Annotated in this window: 5 protein-coding genes; all 5 read right to left on the bottom strand. The window is 49.0% G+C overall.

The window, feature by feature from the left end; genetic code table 11:
- Positions 1-5: 5 nt before the first annotated feature.
- From KVT36_RS27470 to KVT36_RS27490, 5 genes are read right to left on the bottom strand one after another with little or no spacing between them, the layout of a single operon-like run.
- A complete protein-coding gene (locus KVT36_RS27470; protein WP_217606646.1) occupies positions 6-8,933 on the bottom strand; it encodes a non-ribosomal peptide synthetase in 8,928 nt (2,975 codons plus the stop codon).
- 22 nt (positions 8,934-8,955) lie between these two features.
- On the bottom strand, positions 8,956-14,712 hold the full coding sequence (locus KVT36_RS27475) for a non-ribosomal peptide synthetase (RefSeq protein WP_217606647.1): 5,757 nt from the start codon (positions 14,710-14,712) through the stop codon (positions 8,956-8,958).
- Positions 14,713-14,731: 19 nt separating this feature from the next.
- Positions 14,732-16,123: an FAD-binding oxidoreductase gene (locus KVT36_RS27480; RefSeq protein ID WP_217606648.1), complete on the bottom strand. Its 1,392-nt coding sequence runs from the start codon at positions 16,121-16,123 to the stop codon at positions 14,732-14,734.
- The gene (locus KVT36_RS27485; protein ID WP_217606649.1) at positions 16,113-17,240 is read right to left on the bottom strand and encodes a VOC family protein; all 1,128 of its coding nucleotides are present in this window, start codon (positions 17,238-17,240) and stop codon (positions 16,113-16,115) included. Before KVT36_RS27485 ends, KVT36_RS27480 begins: the two co-directional genes overlap by 11 nt.
- Positions 17,241-17,252: 12 nt before the next feature.
- On the bottom strand, positions 17,253-18,536 hold the full coding sequence (locus tag KVT36_RS27490) for a PLP-dependent aminotransferase family protein (RefSeq protein WP_217606650.1): 1,284 nt from the start codon (positions 18,534-18,536) through the stop codon (positions 17,253-17,255).
- Positions 18,537-18,547 lie beyond the last annotated feature (11 nt).

Genomic DNA, 18,547 nt, shown 5'->3' on the forward strand with positions numbered 1-18,547 from the left:
TATTTTTAGATAGCGCTGTTATGCAATAGGACCGGTTTTATTTCAGACAGCCCATTCTTTAACGGATCCTGCATACCGGCGCCGGCCACCCATTCCAGCATAATTTTCAGATCGGTGATCAGCTGCAATATGAACGCAGGGTCAAACATTTCCCGCTGATAGATGATGGTGAACAGGAGCTGTTTTTTTTCTGATACCTGCAGCGTTATGGGAAAATTGTTCTCATCCCTGAAGCCGGAGGATACAAAGTCTATAGCGCCATTCGCTCCCTCACCCTCCTTCTCCGTAAGGTTCACGGGGTAATTCTGGTGCACCAGCAGGCTTTCAAACAAGGGTTGCTGTTGCCCCAGGGGACTTAACTTCCCGATCTCCGTTATGCCCAGGTAGCTGTAGGTATCCCGTTCCAACCTGGCATGGTGAATGGTTTTCAGCCAGCTTCCCAGCTCCTGGCTTTTTTGACAGCTTAGCTGGAAAGGGATGGTGTTAATGAATAACCCGACCATTGATCCAATTCCTTCCAGTCCGCCGCTGCGGCCGGACATTGTCATACCAAAAATCACCTCTTCTTCACCGGTATACTTACTTAACAACAGCGCCCATGCGGCCACTAAAAGGGAATTCAGGGTAACCTGGCCGTCTGCTGCCTGCTTTTTTAATCCTGCGCTAACTTCCTCAGATGCGTCAAAGAACGTTTGCTCATATCCTTCGCCGGTACCATTTCCCGGCGCAGCAGCAGGCAGCGCTGATAACCTGGTTACTTTCTTCAGGCGGCTAAGCTCCCTGCTCCAGAACGCGGCCAGCTCCTCCTGCGGCAAACGCGACATCCAGCTCATATAAGCCCTGTAGGGCGGAATGGCAGGGAGTTTTACCGCTTGTTTATTTGCGAGCGCATCATAGATCCTGTTCAGCTCATAGAACAGGATAGGCACGCTCCATCCATCCAGGATAATATGATGGAAGGTTATGATGAGGTAATAAATGTTATCGCCGGTATGTATCAGCTTTACCCTGAGTAAAGGAGCGCTTTCAAACTCAAAGTCCTGCACTGCATCTGCATTTACCAGCTCTTTTACCTGCCGGGCCTGTGTGTGCTTATCCGCCCGGCGCAGGTCCAGGTATGCTATCTCCGGCCTGGCCGCCTTATCAACTACCTGCAATACGCCATTCAGCTCGCACATTACAAATGCAGTACGTAACATGGCATGCCTGTTCACCAGCTCATCCAGTGCCTTACCGAAAATTACCGGATCAATGTTCCTGGTATACCCGTGGTGCTGATTGATATATACGCCCGGCTGCGTTGCAGTTAATGAATGGAAGAAGATGGATTGCTGCATGGGAGTAGCCGTGTAAACATCTTCCAGCCGGGGATAGTCTGCCATTACTTCATCCAGCCTTTCCTGCGTGAGTTTTGCATATGGAAGATCAGAGGGCGTATAAGCGCTTTCTGTTACAGACAAACAGTGCGTGATCACTGCCTGTAAAGCGGCTTTGAATAACTGGCCCAATTCTGTTGCTGTTCCATAACCTGCCGCTTCATGAAAATTAATGGAGAATGTTAATCCCGCATCCAGCACAGCGCCGTTCATTTCAATATTATAAGGGTGTTTATGCGTAGCAGCGATCGTATTCCCGGCCCTTTCCTCCACCTTATCGATAAAATTATTTTGCGTGGTCCTGAAATCGCCCAAAAAGTTAAACAGCATTAGCGCCTGGCTGTCAGCTGCTGCCCGCATAATATCCTGGTCTGCTGCCAGGTAACGGAGCACCCCGTAACCTATGCCATTGTGTGGAGCTGCGCGGAGGTTTTCCTTTACCCTTTTGATAGCTGCAGCCATACCAGCCGCAGTACCGGTATCTATTCCTTCTCCGTTAAGCAATACGGGAAACAGGCTTGTAAACCATCCAACAGTTTGACTTACATCCAGATCGTCAAACAAAGCCTCCCTGCCATGGCCTTCCATATTGATCAGGAAGCTGTTGTTCCCGCTCCATTTACCCACCGCAATTAACAAGGCGGTTAAAAGCAGGTCGTTGATCTGTGTATGATAGGCCGGAGCGCATTCCTGCATTAATTGCCGGGTCCAGCTTTCCTCTAACGTAACTACATACTGGCCTGGCCCGTTATTTTCTTTTATAGCGGGCCGCAAGGGGAACGGCTCCGCGGCCGGCTGCAGTACAGACAGCCAGTAGCTCTTTTCCTGCAATAGCTGCCGGCTGCCGGCGTACTGCACCAACGTTTCCGACCAGCGCTGGTAAGTAGCGGTCCTGGTTCCGGTGCTAAGGGTCTTACCTGCTGCTGCCTGCTTCATCATCTGGTTAACCTGTTCCAGCAATATTCTCCAGGAAATGCCGTCTGTTACAAGATGGTGAACGATCAGCAACAGGCGCCCCTTATTCCCATGGCCATAATTAAACCATACGAGTTTCATTAGCGGCCCGCTCTCAAGGGACAAGCTCCCCTGCGCCCGCTCTGCAGCTGCATTTACCAGCTGTATTCTTTCAGCAGTTTCTATAGCTGCATAATCATACACTTCCAGGCTGGCAGCAAGCATTTTTTCAGAAAGCGGCTCAAACCAGGTGGCTTGTTCTGTAAAGTGTAACCTGAAAACATCATGGTTTTCGTATAACCGTTCTACTATCTGCCGGCAGGCAGCTTCATTCAATGCTTCCGGTGTAATAAATATGTTAGCATAGTTAAAATGGTGCGGCTCCTGCTGCTGCTGTTCAAAATACCATTGCTGAATGGGTAACAGCCGCATATCACCAGCGGCCGCGGCGTGCACCTCTGTTTGCCGCTGCTCCCATTTAACTGTTTTAGACAATGCTGCAATGGTAGGCGCTTCAAATATCTGCCGGATGGAGAGGGTAATTCCTTTACCACGCGCCCTGGATAACAGCTCAATGGCTGAAATAGAGTTACCTCCTATATTAAAGAAATTATCGTTGATGCCTACCTTTTCAATACCCAGCACCTGCTGCCATATAGCGGCCAGCGCAGCCTGCATTTCATTTTCAGGAGCTGTATACTGGCCTTTGATCTGTTCTGCCACATCCGGATCCGGTAATTTTTTTACCGCTACCTTACCATTAGAGGTAAGGGGCAGCTTATCCAGCCATACATAATGTGCAGGCAGCATATAGGCGGGTATAATACCGCTTAAATAAACGCGTATGTCAGCTATTGCAGGCTTTTCTTTACCGGTAATATAGGCTACCAGCTCCTTATCGCCGCTTTTACCGGTACGTGCTATAACCACCGCCGCAATAATGTGAGGGTGCGCTTCCAGCGCGTTAGCTATTTCACCCAGCTCTATCCTGTATCCCCTTATCTTTACCTGGTTGTCTATCCTGCCTATGTATTCCATCTCCCCGTTCTCCATCATCCTTACAAGGTCGCCGGAACGGTACAGCCGCTCACCTTTTCTGAAGGGGCTTGTTATAAACCGCTGCGCGGTCAGCTCATCCCGGTTTAAATATCCCCTGGCTAAACCGGCCCCTCCTACATGCAGCTCTCCCGGCACTCCTGCAGGCAGCAGGCGCTGATGCTGATCCAATACATAACAGTATAAGGTGGGAATAGGGCGGCCAATATTGCTTGTGTTACAGGCTATTTCTTCTTCCCTTATCTCTTTATAAGTAACGTGCACCGTTGTTTCAGTAATGCCATACATATTAATTAACCTGGTGGCAGGGTATCTTAATTTCCATTCAGCCAGCGCTCCGGGACTTAATGCTTCCCCGCCGAAAATCACATAACGTACTTTCAGGCCGGCCACATTTTCCTGTAATTCCTGCCGGATGAGGTTATAAAAAGAAGAAGGTGTTTGGTTAAGTATTGTAACGCCCTCCCTATGCATTAGCCGGATAAAGGATTGCGGGTCGCGGGCAGTTACAGCCGGCACCATCACTAACTTTCCGCCAAACAGCAGGGCCCCGTACATTTCCCACACAGAAAAGTCAAAACAATAGGAATGGAACATAGTCCATACATCATCTGCTCCAAAATCAAACAGCGGCCGGCTGGTCATAAATAAGCGGACCACATTCCTGTTGGTAATTAATGCTCCTTTGGGATTACCGGTAGAACCGGAAGTATAGATCACATAGGCCAGGCTTTCCGGCTGTATAAGGGCCGGCACATTTTCGCCGCTGTATTGTGCATGTTCCTGCCGGAATAATGCCAGCTCCTTTTCATCAAACCAGGCCTTACACTGGCTATCCCTGAATATATAATCTATTCTTTCCTGCGGATAGGCAGGATCAACAGGTACATAAGCGCCGCCGGATTTCAGCACACCCAGTATGGCCACTATCATCCACTCCGTACGTTCCAGCACCAGCCCTACCAGGTCATCTGTCCCTATCCCGTAACGGTTCTTTAAATAAGATCCAAGCCGGTTAGCCAGCTCATTCAATTCCCGGTAACTTAAAGACTCATCACCGGATACTACAGCAATGTGGTCAGGTGTGCGCGCCACCTGCTCCTCAAACAAACTGATGATCGTTTTTTCCAAAGGATATTTTGCAGCTGTATCGTTAAACACCTCCAGCAGCTGCCTTTTCTCTGATGCGGTTAAATAATCCACTTCCCGTATTTCCGCATCAGGTGCAAGCACCATTCCGGATAACAGCTGTTCCAGGTGGCGCGCCAATTGCGCTGCAAAACTATGATCGTAAATATCATTGTTATATTCCAGCCTCAGATGAAGATGGTCTGCAGCCTCTGAAAAGGTGAACGTCAGATCATATTTGCTGATGGTGCTTTCCTCTCCCGCATAACCGGAGATCTGCAGGTCCTGCAATGCAGGGAATGGCGCATCTGCAATAACATTCTGCAGTACTACCAGCACATCAAACAAAGCATTTCGGCTGGTATCCCGTTGCAGCTGCAGATCGTTCACCAGCTCATCAAAGGGATACATCTGGTGGGCATAGGCATCCAGCGTTAGCTGCTTTACACGGGCCAGGAGGCGCCTGTAGGTATCTGTTCCGCTGAAACAGCTGCGCAATGCCAGCATGTTCACATAAAAGCCTATCTGATCATCCAGGTCACTATGTTCACGGCCTGCTATGGGGCTTCCGATGATCATATCTTCCTGCCCGCTGTAACGGTATAACAAGGCATTCACTGCTGATAATAATCCCATGAACAGGGTAGCTTCCTCCGCCTGTAACAGCTGGTGCAGCTTATTGCCAAGCTCCGGCGGGAACCGGTGTAATACTACGCCGCCATTGTAGGTTTTTACTGCCGGGCGCCTGTGATTACCCAGGTCCAGTAACGGCAGCTCGCCGGACAGCTGCTGCCGCCAGTAGCCGCCATGCTCCTGCAGCTCTGCTCCGCCTGCCTGCGCCTGTTGCCAGGTGGCATAATCTTTATACTGTATACGCAATGGCGCCGGCTGGTGATCCAATCCCTGAATGCCTGCATAATAAGCCTGCAGCAGCTCGCGGATCAATATTCCCATAGACCAGCCATCCGTAATAATATGATGCATGGTACAGGCAAATACCCACTGGCCTGCAGCAGTCTGGTATAAACAGGCTCTTAGCAGCGGGCCCGCGGAGAAGTCGAACGGCCGCAGGCATTCTTCCTGCACCATAGCTTTGAGCTCCGCAGATGTCAGCGATAAATGCTGCACATCCCTGTATTCAATGCCAAACAGCAGGTTATCCAGCACAATCTGCCGTACATCGCCTGTTTCATCTGTTCTGAAAACGGTTCTCAGTATTTCATGACGCGCCTGTAACTTACGGAATGACTGCTCCAGTAAGGGTATATTAAGCTTCCCGCTAAAAACATACACTGCCGGCATATTATAGGCAATGCTGCCATCCTCAAACTGGCTAAGCACCCACAGGCGCCGTTGTGCAGAGGACAGGGGATAAGATGCTGCCTGCTCCGCAACAGGAATGTTTGCATAACCGGTATGTGCGGCGCGCTTTATCAGCAAAGCCTGTTCTTCCAGCATGTTATACCGGAAGAGGTCCTTCAACGGAATCTTTACTTCAAACGTTTTATTTATCTGACCCGCCAGCTTTATGGCAGTAATGCTTTGCCCACCCAGCTCAAAGAACCTGTCCCGGGCGCTGATCTGCTGCCGGTGCAGCAGCTGTTGCCAGATGACGGCCAGCTTCTCCTCCGTTTCATTACGGGGTGCTACAAACCCGGCATCAGCCGCAGTATCCATTGTTTCAGGATCAGGCAGCGCTTTCATTTCTATGGCGCCATCCGCAGCGGTAATAAACCGGTCCGGCTGAACAATATAGTCCGGCAGTATATAGTCTGCCGCTTTTTCAGACAGATATTCTTTCAGGCGGGAAACAGGTATTTTATGTTCACCGGTAAAATAAGCGGTGATCAGCATTCTACGGTTCAGCCCTCCTTTAACCTGCACCACCACGTCATCAACACCGGGGTATTGGCGGATGAGGGACGTTATTTGTGCTACGGCGCTGTGTACCGCAGCTGCTTCCATTTTTACCCCCAGGTATTCCAGCCTGCCGGGTGTTACCCAGCGGCCCAGATCCCCTGTTCTATACATTATCTTTCCCGGCTGAAACGGGTCAGGCAGCCATTTTGCAGCAGTGTTTTCCGGATCATTCCAATAACCATCTGCAAGCATGCTGCTGCTGATGTATATTTCACCGGTGGCGGTTTCCGGCACCAGCTGCCCGTAATTGCCCAGCACATATAATTGTGTATCACCTGCAGGTGTATCATAGATAACGTGTGCACCTGTATTTTCACCACTGCCCAAAGCAGCATAAATACCGGAAGCCGGCGGGTTATAGGCAATATAAAATTCCCCTGCGTCCTCCTGATCCCTTAATGTTATTGTTTTACTCAGCAGCCGTACACTCTCTTCTTTCAGCAATTGCAAACGGGACACTGGTAATATGGCAGCATTAATATGGTTAGCTGAAATAAATTCATCCAGCAATATTGCATTCTGCTTAAATGCATCATGGATAATATACAATGCAGCTCCTGCCGCCAGTATTGGGAATACCTCCTGTATAAAAGCATCGTCTGTACAGGAAGCAAACTGCAATCCCCGGTCGTTTGCCTGTAGCTGTAAAAAATGCTGCCGGAACATTGCAGCGTTCCATAAAGCAGCATGGCTGAACATTAAACCTGCCGGGTGGCCGCTTGTGCCGGGTACATAATGTATACAGGCCGCATCTTCCGGCAGCCTGTCTGCCAGGGGTGTTTGCCCTGCATAACGCCGGGCTTCTTTTCTGAACCGCAGCAGCATCGCATCATCGATCACCGCTTTGCAGCTGCTGCCGGTTATGATCTTTTCCAGCCTTTCTTCTGAAGTATCACTATCCAGCAGCACATACACACCCCCGGCTTTCCATACGCCCAGCAGGGCTACTATCAGCCATTCACTGCGCTCCAGCTGAATGCCTGTTCTGTCGCCGCCGGCTACTGCGCAGGTAGCTTTCAGCCAGGTTGCAAACTGGTTGGACCATTCATCCAGCTCGCTATAACTCAACACCTGGTCTTCATATACAATTGCAGGTTTATCCGGCTGTATAACAGCCTGCTGCCTGAACTGGTGTAACAGCGTGCCGCTGCCCGGAAATACTTTTGTTGCAGCTGCCGGTAATAAACTGCTTCTTTCCGCTGCGCTCAAACAGTCAATTTCCCTGATGATGAGATCAGGATAGCTTACCACCTGCTCCATCATCCGTATTAACCTGTCTTTTACAGTGTGCATAAAAGCGGCTTCATACACGCTCTCATTATAAAAGAACTTCATGACCAGGTTATCGCCGGGCATGATCACAACGGTAAGGTCGTAGTTGTTCTGGTCAAACATACCGGTTGATAGTAAGGCAAGCTGGCTGCCTGTATTCTGTGCAACCATGTCCTGCACCAGGTAATTCTCAAACAGGATAATGTGATCAAACAGCTCCCTGCCTGCATCACTGCCGGCCTGTATCTCTGCCAGCTGTACATAGTGGTGGTCCGTACTGTCAATAAATGCACGTTGTACATTCTTCAGCAATTCCCGCACCTTCATACCAGGTTCCGTTTGCACACGCATAGGAATGGTATTGATAAACAAACCCACCATTTTTTCTACGCCTTCCACCTCTGCCGGGCGGCCGGATACAACGGAGCCAAATACAACATCGTTAGTATTATTGTAGATGGAAAGCAAAACTCCCCAGATAGCCTGGATGAAGTTATTTTCTGTTACACCTGTTTCCGCACATATTTTTTTAATGCCTTTACTTAATTCGCTGCCCAGCGGAAAGAGGATCTCTTCCGGCACCAGCTGCCGCTTTTGCGCATGTAAACGCTTGGGTAAAGTGCAATTGGTGTTGTAGCCTGATAAATAATTACGCCAATAGCTTAATGACCGGTTACGGTCTATGGCCAACAGCCATTTGATATAACCGGAATAGGGATATACTTTACCCGGTACAGGCGTTTGCCCTTTCAGCCTGCTGTTATAGATGGAGAAGAAATCATTTATCAGTATGCCAATACACCAGGCATCCATAATAATGTGGTGGAAGCTCCAGATAAATTCATAGGTATCTTCACCAAGCTGCAGCACGGTTAAGCGCATTTGCGAGCCTGCGTGCAGGTTAAATCCCTTGTTCCGGTCTGCCTCCCTGAATTGTTCAACGGAAAAATCCTGATCCCCGGAAACATTCCGGTATTCAAAGTCGGGCGTTACTTCCCGGACGATCACCTGCAATATTTCTGTTCCAAAGTCCTCTGTGAAAAAAGTCCTCAGGGCGCCATGCCGTGCCACCAGGCCGGCATAACTCTCTTCCAGCAATGTTACGTTAAGCTGCCCTTTTATCCGGTAATTCATCTGCTCAAAATTGATCCATGATCCCGGAGCTGCTGTCCAGTGATAATAGATCCCTTCCTGCAAAGGACTTAACGGGTAAACATCTTCGATCATATATGGATTATTAGGGTAACTGTTATTTTATTTTTTTACTCAATGCCTGCAGCTGCTCCATTGTAAGCCCCTTATAGGTCAGATCAACCGGGGTTACATGTACCTGTTTTTCGGCGGATAAGCGGTGGATCAGATCTGAAAGCTGCTGCCGGCAGGTGGCCAGCAAACGTTCTATGGTTACCGCTTCATACCGGGCCTTGCTGTAAGCTATTGTTAGCCGGAAGGTATCCGCGGTTACCATTCCGGAAAAATCCAGCACTGTTCCACGGCGCCTGTTACCGGAACTCTCTGCTCCATGATAATCACCGGAGAATGCAAACAACGCGGCTCCTTCTTTTGTCTGAATACCATTGCCAAAATCTCCCAGGTAATTAAAAGTGATCTCAGGTTCCAGGGTGTAAGGTTTTCCTGCCAGGTACCTGAGTATGCCGTAACCGATCCCTTTATTGGGTATCCTGTGCAGCTGCTCTTTTATTTCCACCAGCTGGCGTTCAGGGTCCTGCCGGTAAGCCAGGTCAAATACAACGGGATACATAGCGGTGAACCAGCCAACCGTACGGGTTACATCCAGCATGCCGCCTATGTCTTCACGGCCATGCCCTTCCAGCGTTACTGCCAGCTTGTTTAACCCGAATACTTCTGCCAGCGCCAGTCCTATTGCCGTTAACAGAATATCATTAATGTCCGTATGGTAAGCCTGGTAACAGGCGGTCAGTAATTTCCCGGTAAGCTGCTCATCCAGCAGGAAGGATGTAAAGGCAACATTTTTCACCAGGTTCTCACCGTTTGAATGATCAACCGGCAGGGGCGGCACCACAATGGTATCCACGGCAGCCCAATAGGCTTCCTCTTTCTGCAGCGTTTCGCTTTTAGCATATTTCAGCTGCTGTTCCTGCCAGTGCCTGAAAGCATGTGTTTTACCGGGCAATGTCAGCGGCGCGCCTTGTGTGTACTGGGTGTACAGGTCTGCCAGATCTTTGAACAGGATGCGCCAGGAAACACCGTCTATAACAAGATGGTGCGCTACTATCAATAACCTGCTTTCCCTGTCATTTGTAAACAGCGCTACTTTCAGCAAGGGCCCGTGTGTAAGGTCTATGCCTGCCTGTATCCGTTCGCAATGCGCAACAAAGGCCGCTTCATCGTTTAATGTGATCTCTTCAAAAGAATATGAATGATCTTCTCCTTTGTTTTCCTGTATCCACCTTCCGGCAGATTTATAATATACCATGCGCAGTGCATCATGGTGCAGTATGATGCTGTCAAACACCTTTCTTAGCGCTTCTGCAGAAACAGGCGCATTGCTTTTTAGCAGTACGGACTGGTTAAAATGATGTTTATCAACATCCTCATTATTGAGAAAAAATGCCTGTACCGGGCCCAATGGAACAATACCGGTTACCGTACGCTGATCTGCTGATTCAGCGGCTGGTTTCATATAACCGGCCAGCTCCTCCACCACAGGATGCAGCAGTATATCCTGTATCCGTAACTGGTAACCCTGTTGTTTCAGGCGGGATACTACCAGCATTGATTTAATGGAATCGCCTCCAAGCACAAAGAAATCGTCTTTCACTCCAACCGGTTGTTTCTTTAACACTTCTTCCAGCACAGCGGCCAGTAATGCTTCTTTTTCATGCCGGGGCGCTTCATAGGAGCTTCCGGTTCCTGCTGAAGGTGCAGGCAGCCTTTTTCTATCCACCTTACCATTAGCGGTAAGCGGCAGGCTTTCCAGGTATATGTAATGGTGCGGCAACATATAGGCCGGCAACAGGGGGGCCAGGTAAGCCCGCAGGCTTGCTGTATCCGGCTGCTCCTTACCTGACAGGTAGGCAACCAGCACTTTTTCCCCGTTACTATCCTGGCGGGCCAGCACAACGGCTGCTTCAATGGTTCCGTATTGCAGTAAGGCGCTTTCTATTTCACCAGGCTCAATGCGGTTACCGCGGATCTTTAGCTGTTCATCCATTCTGCCTAAGAATAGAATATTACCATCGGGCTGCCAGCGGCCAATATCTCCTGTGCGGTAAAGCCGTTCGCCTTCCCGGAACGGATCGGGAATAAATTTTTCTGCTGTCAGCTCCAAATGGCCGGCATATCCACGGGCCACCTGCTCCCCGCCTATGCAGATCTCACCGTTCACACCTACCGGGCATAAGGCCAGCTGCCTGCTGAGTATATACACACGGGTGTTGGAAACAGGCTTACCTATAGGAATATTAGGTACGGCCTCATTAACAGCGTAACTGATGGCTATTATGGTTGTTTCAGTGGGCCCATAGTTGTTTACCAGCTGATAATTTCTTTTAGTAAAAGTGGTCAGCTTATCGCCCCCCGCCTGCAGATAACGCAATGACTGCTGTTGCGGTACCTCCAGGAACCTTTCTGCTATGCCTGTAGGCAAAAAACTGATCGTTACCTGGTTGGCATCATAAAATGCAGCCAGCTTTTCCATATCCAGCCTGATATCAGGCGGCACTACAAAAACGCAGGCTCCTTTTATGAGGTAAGGGAACAATTCCCATACCGCTGCGTCAAATGATACACTTGCATACATACTGGCGCGGTCCGCTGCTGTTACCGCATAAGCATAATTGTTCCAGTAACAGAAATTCACCAGGGAATGATGTTCTATCATAACCCCTTTAGGCGTACCGGTAGAACCGGAGGTATAGATAACGTAGGCAAGAGAATTGGGGGATATGCTTATACCGGCCAGGTTGCCGGCATTATCCGAAAATGCGGAGCGGATATCTATTACATCCGCCGGCATTTCTGCTTCAAACAGCTCTGTTGCGGTTGTTAATATCACTTTTACGCCCGCATCTTTTATGATGAACTTCTTTCTTTCCCGGGGATAGGTTGGATCAACCGGAACATATGCCGCACCTGCTTTCAGCACGCCCAGTATGCCAATAACCAGCCACTCGGAACGGTCCATTACCAGTCCTATCAGCTCATCTGCCTGCGGGGCGTAATGCTGCACCAGGTAATTGGCCAGGCGGTTAGCCTGCTCATTCAGCTCCCGGTAGCTTAAACGGGTAGCTCCTGCTACCAGGGCTGTATGATCCGGTGTGTTTTGCACCTGCTCTTCAAACAGATCTACTATAGATCTGTGCTTTGGATAAGGTAACGTATTATCATTAAATGTTACCAGCAGCTGCTGCTTTTCATCTGCTGTTAAATAGTCCAGCTGCTGTATGGCGGTATCAGGGTTCAGCACAATGGCCTCACATAACTGCCCAAGATGGCGGGTTAAGCGGGTGGCAATATCATGATCATAAATATCACTGTTATATTCCAGCCTCAGATGAATATGTGCTGCACTTTCAGAGAAAATGAAAGCCAGGTCATATTTACTGGTAGTGCTTTCTTCACCGGAATAGGGTGTGATCTGTAAATTACTGAGCACCGGCAGCTTTACATTTACCTCCGCATTCTGCAATGCCACCAGTACATCAAACAGCGCATTACGGCTAACATCCCGTTGCAGCTGCAGATCACTTACCAGCTCATCAAACGGGTAAACCTGGTGGGCATACCCGTTCAATGTTGTTTGTTTTACACCGGCTAATATACTTCTGTAATTTTCCGCACCACTGAAACGGCTCCTTAACGCCAGCATATTTATATAAAAACCGATCTGGTCGTCCAGGTCGGCATGTTCCCGGCCGGCAACAGGGCTGCCGATGATAATATCTTCCTGCCCGCTGTAACGGTAAAGCAGGGTATTTACGGCTGCCAGAAGCCCCATAAATAAAGTGCTTCCTTCTTCATGCAACAGGTTACGCAGCCTGCTGCTGAGGGAGTCCGGGAAATGATACAGCACGGCCCCTCCATTGAATGTTTTTATGGCAGGCCTCACGGGTACACCCGGCATGTCCAGCACCGGCAGGTCGCCGGAGAATTGTTGCTGCCAGTAAGCCCGGTGCCCCTCCGGATCATTCCCCTTCAGCTGTAGCTGTTGCCATACCGCATAGTCTTTATACTGGATACGGAGCGGCGCAGGATCATATACGCTTTCCCCTGTTATTGCATGATATGCCTGCAGTAATTCACGGATCAATATGCCTGCAGACCAGCCATCGCTGATAATGTGATGCATGGTATTTATAAATACCCATTGGTCTGCAGAAAGCTGGTATAGGCATATCCGTAGTAACGGGCCTTCTGACAGATCAAAGGGGCGGCGGCCTTCTTCCTGCACCAGCGCTTTCAGCGCTGCAGATGCAAGGGAAAGCTCCCGCGCATCCCGGTAAGTGATCTGTAATGGAACTTTATTTGCCGGCAACACGATCTGCTGTACATCTCCTGTTTCATTTGCCCGGAACACGGTTCTAAGCACTTCATGCCGTTCCAGCAGCAGGCGAAAGGCAGCTTCAAGCGCCACATAGTCAAGCTGTCCGTTGAACACGTACACAGCAGGCATGTTATAGGCTATATTACCCTCTTCAAACTGGCTGATCACCCACAGACGGCGTTGTGCAGAGGATAATGGGTACGATGCGGCAGGCGTTGCTGCCGGAATGTGCTCATAACCTGCCTGTACCGCCTCTTTTATTAACAGGGCCTGCTCTTCCGCCACACTGTGCGTAAACAGGTCCTTCAATGCTACCTTCACTCCAAACTCCCTGTAAATATGGCTTGCCAGCCGGGTAGCTTTCAAACTATGGCCCCCCAGGTCAAAGAAATTATCCCTGATCCCTACCGGCTCTCTCCCCAGTATCTGCTGCCATATTGCTACCAGCTTTTCTTCTGTTTCATTACGCGGAGCTACGTATACCGCTCCTGTAACCATATTCATTTCTTCAGGCGCCGGCAGCGCTTTTCTGTCGATCTTGCCGTTAGGGGTAAGCGGCAGGGCGGCCAGCTGCACAAAATAGCCGGGCACCATATAATGAGGTAATGTTTGGCCCAGGTAAGCGCGCAGCTCCTGCACCTCTGGCGCGCCTGATGCTACTACATATGCTACCAGCTCTTTTTCCCCGGCAGCATTGGCATGTGTTAGCACAATGGCAGATTGTATGTCCTCATGTTTCTCCAGCGTGCTTTCTATCTCTCCCAATTCTATACGGTATCCCCGGATCTTTACCTGGTTATCAGCCCTGCCGGCAAATGTTACACTGCCATCAGGCAGCCACCTGCCCAGGTCACCGGTTTTATACATCATTGCACCGGCATTAAACGGATCCGGTACAAATTTCTGTGCTGTCAGCTCCGGTTGGTTCAGATAACCGCGGGCCAGTGTGGCGCCGCCAATGCAGATCTCACCGGTTACGCCAACAGGGCATAAGTGTTCGTGCTTATCCAGGATATAGATCTTCCTGTTCTCAAGCGGCTTACCTATCAGCGCGCCGTTAAGATCAGCTTTTTCACCTGCCGGGTAAAGGGCCGCGCTCATGAAGATGGTAGCCTCCGTAGGGCCATACAGCACATGAATATCTGCAGTGGGGAATACCTCCTTCATTTCCTGTAACACATTGTCAGGCACCGCATCCCCTCCTATAAACAGGTCTGTTATACCGGCATATTTTTCCTTTGTACCGCTGGCGCTGATATGGTTCACCAGCTGCGACATTAACGCCGGTACAGCATGGAATGCATTTACCTGCTGCAGCTCTTCTGCGAGATAATCCACATCTTTCATCTGCTCATCGCTGGTCATGATGGCCGTACCGCCGGATAATAACGGCAGAAAAGTTTCAAATAATGAAATGTCGAATGCATTTGAAACCAGTAAGGGAACCGTATAACTTTTCTCTGTATTTCGTTGGCTCATTCAGTATCGCTCTTTAAACTTATGAGAATATCTTTCCAGGGTTCAGGATATTATTAGGGTCAAACATCTTTTTAATATTCTTCATTAACAGGATCTGGTGTTCAGGCAAAGCCAGGTTCAGGTACGAACGCTGCAGCTGCCCGATCCCGTGCTCACCGGATAAGGTGCCTCCCAAAGCCACTGCATCCGCATAGATCGCAGCTATAGCATGGTGGAGTATTTCCTGCCATTCGGCGGCGGGTATAGCTGTGTTCTCAAAAATATTTACATGGAAGTTGCCATTACCAATATGTCCCAGCACCGTATAGTCGAAGCCGTAATGCCGCGCCGTGCTCTCAATAGCCGTATACATCTGGTGTATCCTGGAACGGGGCACTACAATATCTATATCCCTGAAAGGTGTATAATTCACAACCGCATCTCCCACTCTTTTCCGGAACTCCCATAAACGGCTGATCTCCGGACGCGTTTCGGCTACCAGCACATCGTCTTCTATAAAAGGATAAATGAACTCGCTGATCTCTGCCATTTCTTCCAGCAGCTGCGCTTTGTGCTTTCCCTCTGTTTCTATCCATAACAGGCCGGTTGTGTCCCGGCCAAAAGGTTGCTGCTGCAGGAAAGCGGACACCAGCTCATACCCGCGCCTGTCCACAAACTCCATACTGGAAGCGGAAAAACCTTTTTCAAAAAAAAGATGTACACAATCAAACAGGCGCTGAACAGAGCGGAAAGGCGCCAGGATCAGGAGCTCCTCAACAGGGTCTGACAACTGTAATACCACTTTTGTAATAATACCCAGCGTTCCCTCGCTGCCGGCCAGCAGCTGGGTAAGATTATAACCCGTAGCATTTTTAGTAATGTTCCTGCCTGTCCATATGATCTGTCCATCAGCAAGCACTACTTCCATATTCAGCAGCAGGTTGCGGGTAGCTCCATACTTCAGTGATTTGGGGCTTCCACTGGATACGGCCACATTTCCTCCTATAAAACTACCTCCTGCGCTGCTAATGTTCTGCGGAAAGCACAGGCCTTCTGCGCGCACAGCTTCCTGTAATACCTGGGTAACCACACCGGCTTCCACAACAGCCAGCCGGTCTATTTTATTGATCTCAATGATCCGGTTCAAACGTTCAACAGAAAGTATAAAGCCGGGTACATGGGAAAGTGCGCCGCCACTTACCCCCGTGCCTCCTCCCCTGATCGTAAGCCCTGTCTTATGCTCATTACAGATCTTTACAACGCCGGCCACCTCTTCCGCCGTTCCCGGCAGGATCACGGCCCATGGCAGTATCTCCTCCCTGGAAGTACAATCCCTGCTATATTCCTGCAGCTGTTCAGGGCTGCTAAGCAGGTATTTATCGCCTACCACCTGCCTGATGCCTGCATACACTTCAGACAGCTCAACCCTCATGCGGCTTCAGGTTAAGCTCTGCTTCCATTGCATTGAACAGCGCAGTTATATTATCCAAACCAAATCCTTCATATTTATTCACGCGCTGCACAATCTCGTAAAAGAAAGTTGCCCGGTCGCCAATGGGAGAAGTAAATACCTGGAACAGCAATGCATTGTCCAGCACATCACACAGCACACCATGTTTTCTTAACAGCTCCACATCCAGCTCCGGGTATTTATCAGCCAGCTTGTTGTAATAGGAATCCGGGTATTTGGTAAGCTTTACGCCATTGGCACGCAGCATTTCCACGGTCCTGAAAATATTACCGGATACAAATGCAATATGTTGTATACCTGCTCCATAGTTCTGATCAATGAACAGCTGTACCTGTGACTGGGTTTTATCATCCGGTTCCACCAGCACATTTGTGATCTGTTTATCTTCCGACTGCAATACTTTCAGCAGGATACCTATTTTTTTTGCTTCCGTAAGCCTTCTTTCATCAAACTGCTTTACTGTTCTGGAGTAGAAGATATTGTTGAAATAAGGTTCCCAGAGCTTGATCTCATTTAAGCGGAGCACACAGGCCACATGGTCTATCTTTTCCAGCTCAGTATCTGCTTCTGCCGTATGCCATTCATCTTCCACGTTCTTATAACCCGGTATAAAATCCCCGTCATAATTATCGTAGTTGATCAGCACAATTTCGTTATCATCAAACATTTTCAGGGAAGCCTGTTCTACAGATCCCAGCTCGTCTGTGAGCGTTTCAGGGTACTGCAAAGGAATGGCCCCGTTCTCCACTGCTTTATAAAAGAACCCGGCAACGTTCTCCACTTTCACTGCAATACGCTTAATGCCATTACCATGCAGGTCCACAAACGATACGATCTTATAGGAGCTGGGTTGTGATGCGGAAGTGATCACCAGCTTAATATCATTCTTTACAATGTAGTATGAGCAGCGGTCAGGGTAGCCTGTTTCAGGGCCGCAATACGCCACTACTTTAAATCCCAGCGCCTTAACATGCCAATAAACAACCATCTTGGCCATGCCTACATAATACTCTATATAGTCGTACTCCATTTTCAGGAAATCGGATTCAATAATTCCGTTTTGGGCATTCATTTTCATGTTAGATCAGAATTAATTAATGTTAAGTTTATACTTGAAAAATGAGGTCAACCGCTCTATAGCCGGCACTATATCATCCGGCGACAGGTAACTGAAGGCAAGCCTGATATCATTATCCCCACCACCGTTCAAATAGAAAAATGACATGGGGGTGAAGATAACGCCATAACGCTCCGCGCACAGGATCACATCATTTTTATCTACTTTAAAAGGCGTATTAATAGTGATGAAAAAACCACCTTCCGGTATGTTCCATGAAATATCTTTTGCCCCGGGAAACTGTGCTGCGCTTAAACAGGCATCCAGCGCAGCAAGTAAAAGATCCCTTTTATTCCGGATGGCCGCTACTTTATCCGTGTTCACTGCGCTGAGCGAGCAATGATGCTTTATCAGCAACCCGCCCATAACTGCCTGGCTGATGGAAGGTGTATTAACTGTTGTGTAACCTTTGGTTTTTGTTATCAGCTCACTCAATGCCACTTCAGCCCCCTGGTACTGCACCTGCTGGTCTGCCACTATCAGACCAAGCCTCAGTGAAGGATAGAGTGTTTTTGAGAACGAGCGCATGTATATTACCCTGCGGTCCTTATCAAGCGCCTTTAACGGCAGCGATCTTTTACCCTGGTAATTATAATCCCCGTAAGCATTGTCTTCAAGGATATAGAAATTGTGTTTTGCCGACAGGTCCAGCAGCTTATGCCTGTTCTCATCAGGCATACTGTTGCCGGTAGGGTTCTGGTAATCGGGTATCACATACACCGCCTTTACCTGCTTACCCAGCTCTTTAAAGTAAGTGATCTTTTCTTCCAGCGATTGAAGGCAAATGCCGTCCTTATTAACGCCAACCGCCGCAACCTGGTAACCTGCAATAATGGCAAAATGCGGCAGCCCTACGTAAGTGGGATCCTCTACTATAATAACATCCTTTTCCCTGTCGCATAAGGTGGTAACAGCCAGTATCATTGCCTCCTGCGTTCCTACGGTTACAATAACATCTTCCGGCCGCACATCCAGCTCCTCATCATTCTTTAAATATTTTACCAGCAGCTGGTTAATGATGCCTTTTGTACGGTTATACTGGCCCAGGTTATTTAATACTGCTTCCCGTTCTTTTCCTTCTTCACGGGCCACGGTATCCACATAAAGGTTGAAGCAGGATGCAAAGTCCCGGATATCAAAATATCTTTCATCCGGCCGGCCGGAGGCCAGTGAAATAGCGTTGGGATATTTGATCTGTATCTCGTTCAGGAAGCCCATTACATCTTCTCCCAGCCGGCTTAACAAAGGATTCACCATAATTGATCTTT

This window comes from Chitinophaga sp. GbtcB8 (assembly GCF_019091455.1).
Classification (GTDB): Bacteria; Bacteroidota; Bacteroidia; order Chitinophagales; family Chitinophagaceae; genus Chitinophaga.